Raw genomic sequence first — 7,199 nt, 5'->3', positions numbered from 1 at the left:
AATGGGAACAGGCCGGCGTGTTGTCCCCGACGCGGGACCGCCCCTCTCGGCAGCGGCTGTACGGCCCCGACGACGTCCGCGACGCCGAGCTGGCCCATCTCCTGCGCCGGGGCGGTTACCCGCTGGCCCACATCGCGACCGTGATGGGGCAGGTACGCGCCGCCGACGGCCCGGGTCCGCTGGCGGCGTCCCTGCACACCTGGCGGCAACGGCTGGCCGGACGGGGGCACGCGATGCTGGTGGCCGCCGGTCACCTCGCCGGCTACCTGGCGACGACCGGATCGTGAGGCGCTCGCGCTAGCGGATCGTCAGCAGCAGCTTGCCCGGGTAGGAGGTCTCCAACCGTCGGTGCGCCTCCACCACCTTGCCGAGCGGGAAGATCTCGGCCACGTGCACCTGGAACGGCGCCACCTCGATGAGCTCGTTGAGGCGCTGCAACTGCTGGGGACTGGCCGCACCGTCGTACGCGCGGACCGACACGCCCGGCCGCTCCTGCGGCTCGGGCTGCACACCGTGGGCGTACGCGACCACCCCGCCGTCGGACAGCGTCTCGGTGAGCCGGTCGAGCGTCTTCCCACCGGCCATGGCCAGGATGCCGTCCACCCCTCCCGGGGCGGCTTCCCGGATCCGCGCGAGCACCTGGCCGGGGTCGCCGTGGCCGTCGAGGGACACGTCGGCGCCGAGCCGGGTCACCAGCGCCACGCCGTCCGCCCCGGAGGCCACCGCGATCACGTTGAGTCCCTGCCGCTTGGCCAACTGCACGGCCAGGTGGCCCTGCCCGCCGCTCGCGCCGAAGATCAGCAGCCAGGCGCCGGCGGCCAGACCGAGGGTGTCCAGCCCCGCCAGCGCGGTCACCGCGTCGGTGGGCATGGCACCGGCGTGCTCCACCGGCACACCGTCGGGCAGCTTCGCGACGTACTCCGCCTTCGCCGCCGCGTACTCGGCGTAGAAGCCACCCTTCGGTCGGGTCGTGGCCGCGACGTAGACCACGTCACCGACCGCAAGGTCGGTCACCTGACTGCCGACCGCGGCGACGCTTCCGGCGCCGTCGGAGCCGGGAACGATCGGAAACGCCGCACCCTCGGGCACCAGCACGCCCTGCCGCTCGTAGGCGTCCCACACCCCGACGCCGGCGCTCCAGACCTTGATCAGCACCTCGTCGTCGGCGATCTCCGGCACCGGCAGGATCCGCAGGGTGATCACCTCCGGCCCGCCGAACTCGTCGAAGGCCGCGGCCTGCATCCGCTCTGGCACATCCCCGTCAACCATGTGGATTCCCTCTCCGTGCCGGCGTCACCCGTCGCAGCATGCCGGGTCCGGGACAGGCCGGGTCCGGGGCTGAGCACCGTTCACCCACAAGGACGACGGCCGCCCTCGGCTACTTCGCCCGCGGGTCAGGACGTCCGGGGCTCCTGGCCACGGAGCGCCTGCTCGACGGCGTCGCGCACCCGGGCGTCCTCGCGTGCCTTGCGCCGGGCACCGTTGCGGCGCCGGTACCGGAGGACCCCGACGAGCACGGCCACCAGCACGACGAGCACCAGCACGAGCATCCACGGCAGCGCCCAGCTGTGCGCGGTGGCCTGGACCGGCTTCAGTGACGTGGTCGATCCCGACGCGTCGGTCAGCCGGGGCGTGAGGGTCGTGGTCGCCGCCAGCCACACCGCCGGCGCCACGCCGCGGACGGGCACCGTCACCTTCCAGCTCTCGCCGGGAAGCAGCTCCGGCGGCGCCGCGATCCCACCCGCCTTGGCCGGCAGTGACCCGAACGGCCCGGAGACCGAGACGGCCTGCTGGCCGGACAGGGCGGCGTTGCCCGTGTTGTGGACCGTGTAGGTGACGGTGGCGCCACCCTTGCGGAAGGGGTTGAACGTGCCGCCGTACGCGACGTGCAGGTCCTCGATCGCGAGGTTCGGCTTCAGCTCGCCGCCGACCCGCAAGGTGATCCGGATGCCGAGGCGCCGGTCCACGTTGATGCCCTCCGCCTGGTCGGCCTGGGTCAGCGAGGTGAGGATGCCACCGACGTGGTCGCCGGGGGTGGCGTTGTCCGGAAGGGTGATCGCGAAGGGAACCTGCGCGGTCTTTCCCGGCTGGATCGTCACGCTGCCGCGATCGGCGTGGACCCAGGCGCCGACCGCCACGGACTTCCCGTCCCTGGGGAGCAGGTCGAGCTGGCCCGCGCCGGTGGTGAAGCCGTCCGCGGCGTAGACCGCCAGGTTGAGCGGGACCGGGCCACGGTTGGCGACCACCATGGCGTCCTCGACCCGTCCACCCGGGTTCACGGCGTAGCTGAAGCTGGACCGGGCGGCGCCGTAGCTGTTGGAGGCCGTCCGGACCGTCCAGGCCACGTCACCCTCCGCTGCCAACGCGGGGCCCGTGGCCAGACCGGCGACGGCGGAGGTGGCGAGCAGAGCGGCGGCGGCGGTACGGAGAAGGGTGGCGACGGTGGTCTTCCGGCGCGTTGCGGTCGTCGGCATCTCGGGGTCCTCAGGCGGTCTGGTTCGGTTCTGGAACGAGCGGCGGGGTAAACACCCGGGGGCGCCTACCCCGCCGGCTCAGGCGGATCGGATCAGCTGCTCAGCGCAGTGATCGTGAGGGTGGCGCGGTAGCTGCCCTTCGCGATGCTGTCCGGGATCTTCAGGTCCAGGTCAGCGCCGAGCTTGGCGCCACCGCGGGGGTGGCCCTGCGCGGCCGCACCGAGGCCACTCGAGACCGAGAGACCCTTGCCCTGGTCGTCGTAGCCGGACAGGACCGGAGCACCGGCCTCCGCGCCGGCGCCGCCGTCGAGCACGTACGGCGTCCAACCGAGGTAGGAGCCGGAGAACGTCTTGTCGCCGTCCTGGAAGTCACCCACGCTGGCCGAGATCGACCAGGGGGCGAGCGACCGGCGGCTGTCCGACACGAGGATCGGGTTGATCTTGCCGTTCGCCCCGAAGTAGGCGGCGTTGCGCTCCTGCGCGACACCGAGGTCCACCAGGCCGTTGTAACCGTCGATCGTCCAGCCGAACTCACCCGGAGCCGCGTTCGGCACGTTGACCTGGATGGCCTGGCCGTCACCGTGGTACGGGTGCACGGTCACGTTGTCGACGATCGAGCCGATCGGCTGGCCGTCGGCGGTGTTGGTGCACGAGAGGCCCTTCTCGACCGCCGCGTTCGGCGCCGCGCAGGTGCCGCTGCGGAGGTTCTCGAGGACCAGCTTGTCGCCCTTGACCTGCACCTTGACGTAGCTGCGGACGTGCTCCTGGTTCTGCACGGAGTTGTACCAGTAGCTGTCCGGGTTCAGCGGGTCCGGACCGTTGCCGCGGACGCCGGTGCCGGTGCTGTCCGGCTTCTTGATGTCGTAGTACTTCGAGCCGGACGCCGAGTTCGCCGTCACGTAGATGACGCCACCGGGGCCCGGGTACACCTCGGCCGCGCCGGGCTTCTCCGCCGGGTTCGCCTTCTGGCCGTTCTTGATGGCGTAGCTGCGGGAGTAGCTGTGGTCGTGACCCTGCAGCACCATGTCGACGCCGAGGTTGGAGAAGGCGGTGGTGAAGTCTTCCCGCCGCTGCTTGTTGTCGTTGTCGGTGGCGTGGCTGGCCGGCGAGTAGATGGAGTGGTGGTAGACCAGCACCTTCCACTTGGCCTCGGAGCCGTGCTTGTTGATCACGTCGGTGACGTACGCGACGTGCGCCGCGTCGCCGCCGCCACCCGAGGCCGGGTTGTAGCTGTTGCTGTTGATGTCGATGAACAGCACGTCCTTGTAGACGAACCAGTAGTCGCCACCGGACTTGGTGCCCGCCGGGTTCCCGTTGTCGTAGTACGGGGCCGTGCGGTCGGTGTTCGGGGTGAAGTGGTGCTGCTCGTAGGACTTGCCGCCCACGTCGTGGTTGCCGATGGTGGCGACGACGGGATACTGACGCAGCTGGTCGGGCGCCATGAACGAGGTCCACTGGCCCTCGTCGTTGGCGCTCTCGACGTGGTCGCCACCCGAGACCAGCAGCTCGGCGTTCGGGTTCGCGGCCGTGGCGACCTTCAGGGTCTCCTCCCAGCCGGCCTGGTCCTTCAGCCGGTCACCGGAGGAGCCGATCTGGGGGTCACCGAAGAACAGGAAGTCGTAGTCGCCCTCGAAGTCCTGCGTCTTGAAGGCGTACGCCGAAGACCAGTTGCCCTCGGCGCCGACACGGTACGAGTACGCCGTGTTCTCGCGCAGGTTGGTGATCGTGGCGTGCCGGTTGAAACCGGTGGTGGAGGTGTTCGCCCCACCGACGGCGTCGAAGCTGGCCGCGCTGGCCGGGAACTCGCCGTTGACGATCTCGGCGGTCGGGGCGAGCTGGATCTTCTGCGCGGTGTCGGCGGACGAGTACCAGGTCACGATGCGCTGGGTCTCGTTGGCGCCGACGCCGAGGATGACGCTGCTGATCGTGGTGGACTCGGCCGCGCTGGCGGTGGCCATCAGGCCGCTGCCGGCGGCTGCGGTGATTCCGAGGAATCCCGCAGCGACCCCGGCGACGACGCGCCGCCGCACGAGCCCGGGGGCCCGTGTCGAGGTGCTCAATGTCATCGACATTGTTCCCTTTTCAAATAGAGAAATGGATGCTCTTCTCCCGACGATGGGGAAGCAAATCCACGCTTTCGCTGCCTGATGAACCAGCCATGAACGTGATCTTGCGGATGGCTGCACTTCCCGAACTACTTAGCCTTGCTCAGGACCCGGAGACGCGCTGCACGAACCAGATCAGCCCCATAATGGACACGGCTCCGGAAACAGCGCCGGTCGCCCAGAGACCGGCTTTCGGCGCACGGCGTCGCAACACGATCAGCAGCGGGAAGACGATCGCGACAATCCCCAACTGAACAACCTCGATACCGACGTTGAACACCAGCAGGGACCACAGCAGGGTCCACGACCACGCCTCGTCGATGCCCAGCGCGCCCGCGAAACCCAGGCCGTGTACGAGGCCGAAGCAGAACACGACGGCGAGGCGGATCCAGCCGGAGCGGTCCAGGTCGAAGTGGCCACGGCCCGCCGGCTCGAGATCGGTGGCGTGGTCGCCGCGCCGCCAGATCCCCCACAGGTGCCACCCGGCGACCACGGCGATCGACAGCGCGATGACCGGCTCCACCACGCTCGCCGGCACGTCGACCAGACCGAGGGCGGCGAGCAGGAACGTCACCGAGTGCGCCAGGGTGAAGCTCGTCGCCGCGAGCACGATCTCCCGCAGCCGCCGCGACCCGGCGATCAACGCCAGCAGGAACAGGATGTGGTCGATCCCGGACAGCAGATGCTCGGCGCCCAGCAGGAAGAACTCGCTGAACCGCTCGTACCAGGACTGACCGGTCGAGAAGGAGGGGTTGGCGGCGTCCAGAGCCGCGCTGCCCGAACGACCGTCCACCTCGTAGGTGACGATCGTCTTGGTGCCCTTGACGTAGCCGTCGCCGTCGGGGAACAGCACGCTGCGCACCTCGTGCTCGTCGGTCCGCTCGGGACAGGTCCAGTCGAGCAGCAGATTCGCGTACGGCACGCCCTCGCGCTCGCCGATCGTCGCGGCGCCCACCTGCGTCGGCCGGCACCCGGCGTCGCGCGAGGTCACCGAGAAGCGATCGGCGACGTACCGGAGGGTCGTCTGCGGGTGGTTGTTCAGCGCCGTGGCCTGCGCCGTGGTGTCACCCGCCTCGAACGCGGCGGTGCCCGCCCGGAACAGCGGATCGTCGTGGCCGATATCAGCCGCGGACACGACGAGGAGGTCGTATTCGAGCTCCACCATCGTGCGTATGTGACCCTCGTCTCCCGCGGTGATTTTCGCGTAGACGGTCGACGAGAAACCGTGCGCGGACGCCGGCCCGGCGCCCAAAAACGGGATCACCGCCGCAGCGATTCCGACAACGGCGACAACAACGGTACGGCGAACGTGCCCGAACATGCGGCCCCCTCAGTTGGCCAGTGCACGCTGCACGCAGTTGGTGAACATCACCCCGCCCGGCGAAGAACCGCCGGAGAACAAAATGCCGGAGCGACCGCCCGCGCATTGTTCGCGGCCAGAAGTGGGATAGGAATACCGAGGAGTACGCACACATTCCGCCACCACCCGGAGGACGATCACCTTGCGCCCCCCGCTTCGGGCCGTTGCCATGCTGGCCGCGACCGCCGCACTCGTCACCGGATGCGGCTCCGGTGACGACTGGTCACAGCCGCGTCCCCGGCCCAGCGCCGTCGGCTCTGTCGGACCGGGGTTCGTCGACCCGTCGACCACGCCCGTTCCGGAGGGAACCGTCCGGCCGCAGCCCGGCTCGTGGACCGGGATCCACCCGTCGCGGGACTACCGGGTGGTGCTGCTCACCGCCGGCGACGACGACCCGACCAGGGCCCTCGTCACGGCGGTCGAGGAGTGGGCCGACGACGAACACCTCGACCTCCGGAAGGTCGTGGTGGGCGACGCCCACGACGCCGTACCCAGCATCGCCAAGGCCATGGAGATGCACCCGGACCTCATCGTCAGCGCGGGCAACGACCTCGTCGACCCCCTCGCGCTGGTCACGCCGAACCACCTGGACCAGCGGTTCCTCGTGGTGGGCGCGGAGCTGGCCGAGCCCACCCACAACGTCACGGCGGTCGACTGGTCCGGTGCCTCGTTCCGGGGCGAGGGGCTCGGCATGTCCTCGACGTACGACGCCGACTCGTTCACGGCCGAGCGCTGCGCGGCCGCCATCCGGGCGGGCATGGCGGCCGTGCTCAGCGACCTGACCGGAATCGTGATCTGGCTCGACCAGCCCGCGTGACGGGGCGCGCCGGCGGCGCGCTCACGCGGGAGGCGGCCCCGGTGCTCAGGCTGCCCGCCCGCACACCGGGGCCGCTGGAAGACTCCGAGCGCCGGACGTCAGGTCGCGGAGCAGGTAGGGGTCATCCCTGCGCCGGTCCCGGCGCCCTGGTAGCCGAACTCCGTCGACTGGCCGGGGGCGACGGCGCCGTTGTGACCGACGTTGGTGAACTGGACCGTCCCGGAGTTTCCGCTCCGGTTGACGTTCCAGGCGTTGGTGATGCTGGCGCCCGCCGGCAGGGTCATGGCGACCGTCCAGCCGTTGACCGGCGACGAGCCGGCGGTCACCCGAACCGTGGCGACGAAACCGCCGGTCCACTGGCTGACGGACACCGTCGCCGCGCAGCCGGCACCGGTCGGCGGCGGAGCTGTCTCTTATAAACACCTCCGAGCCCACGAGACGCG

Annotated in this window: 7 protein-coding genes; 2 read left to right on the top strand and 5 right to left on the bottom strand. The window is 70.3% G+C overall.

Translation table 11 applies throughout. From position 1 onward, the window contains the following. On the top strand, nucleotides 1–287 hold a 287-nt coding region (locus tag DKT68_RS10500; RefSeq protein ID WP_146218328.1), incomplete at its 5' end, for a MerR family transcriptional regulator. Between the two features lie 10 nt (nucleotides 288–297). Here DKT68_RS10500 and DKT68_RS10495 read toward each other — a convergent pair. The 4 genes from DKT68_RS10495 to DKT68_RS10480 form a co-directional block, all read right to left on the bottom strand. Beyond that, nucleotides 298–1,269 carry an NADP-dependent oxidoreductase gene (locus tag DKT68_RS10495; protein ID WP_201748985.1) on the bottom strand — a complete coding sequence of 324 codons (972 nt, stop codon included), beginning with the start codon at nucleotides 1,267–1,269 and terminating at the stop codon, nucleotides 298–300. A gap of 125 nt (nucleotides 1,270–1,394) precedes the next feature. Next, entirely contained in the window at nucleotides 1,395–2,474 is a 1,080-nt protein-coding gene (locus DKT68_RS10490) for a WxL protein peptidoglycan domain-containing protein (RefSeq protein ID WP_109817218.1), read from the bottom strand. A 92-nt stretch (nucleotides 2,475–2,566) separates the two neighbouring features. Continuing rightward, nucleotides 2,567–4,540, bottom strand: coding sequence for a purple acid phosphatase family protein (locus tag DKT68_RS10485; protein WP_109817220.1), 1,974 nt, complete (start codon nucleotides 4,538–4,540; stop codon nucleotides 2,567–2,569). A 142-nt stretch (nucleotides 4,541–4,682) separates the two neighbouring features. After that, entirely contained in the window at nucleotides 4,683–5,744 is a 1,062-nt protein-coding gene (locus DKT68_RS10480) for a HupE/UreJ family protein (protein WP_236646822.1), read from the bottom strand. Between the two features lie 337 nt (nucleotides 5,745–6,081). Here DKT68_RS10480 and DKT68_RS10475 point away from each other — a divergent pair, with 337 nt between their 5' ends. Further along, nucleotides 6,082–6,756, top strand: coding sequence for a type 1 periplasmic-binding domain-containing protein (locus DKT68_RS10475; RefSeq protein WP_109817216.1), 675 nt, complete (start codon nucleotides 6,082–6,084; stop codon nucleotides 6,754–6,756). 98 nt (nucleotides 6,757–6,854) lie between these two features. On the opposite strand, the gene DKT68_RS10470 is transcribed toward DKT68_RS10475, so the two are convergent. Beyond that, nucleotides 6,855–7,127, bottom strand: a complete 273-nt coding sequence (locus DKT68_RS10470; protein WP_407940725.1) for a cellulose binding domain-containing protein — start codon at nucleotides 7,125–7,127, stop codon at nucleotides 6,855–6,857. Nucleotides 7,128–7,199: the final 72 nt, after the last annotated feature.

Origin of the sequence: Micromonospora acroterricola (assembly GCF_003172955.1) — a bacterium.
GTDB classification, from domain to species: Bacteria; Actinomycetota; Actinomycetes; order Mycobacteriales; family Micromonosporaceae; genus Micromonospora; species Micromonospora acroterricola.
The sequence above is the reverse complement of the archived record's forward strand: the minus strand, read 5'-3'. Positions and strand labels throughout refer to the sequence as shown.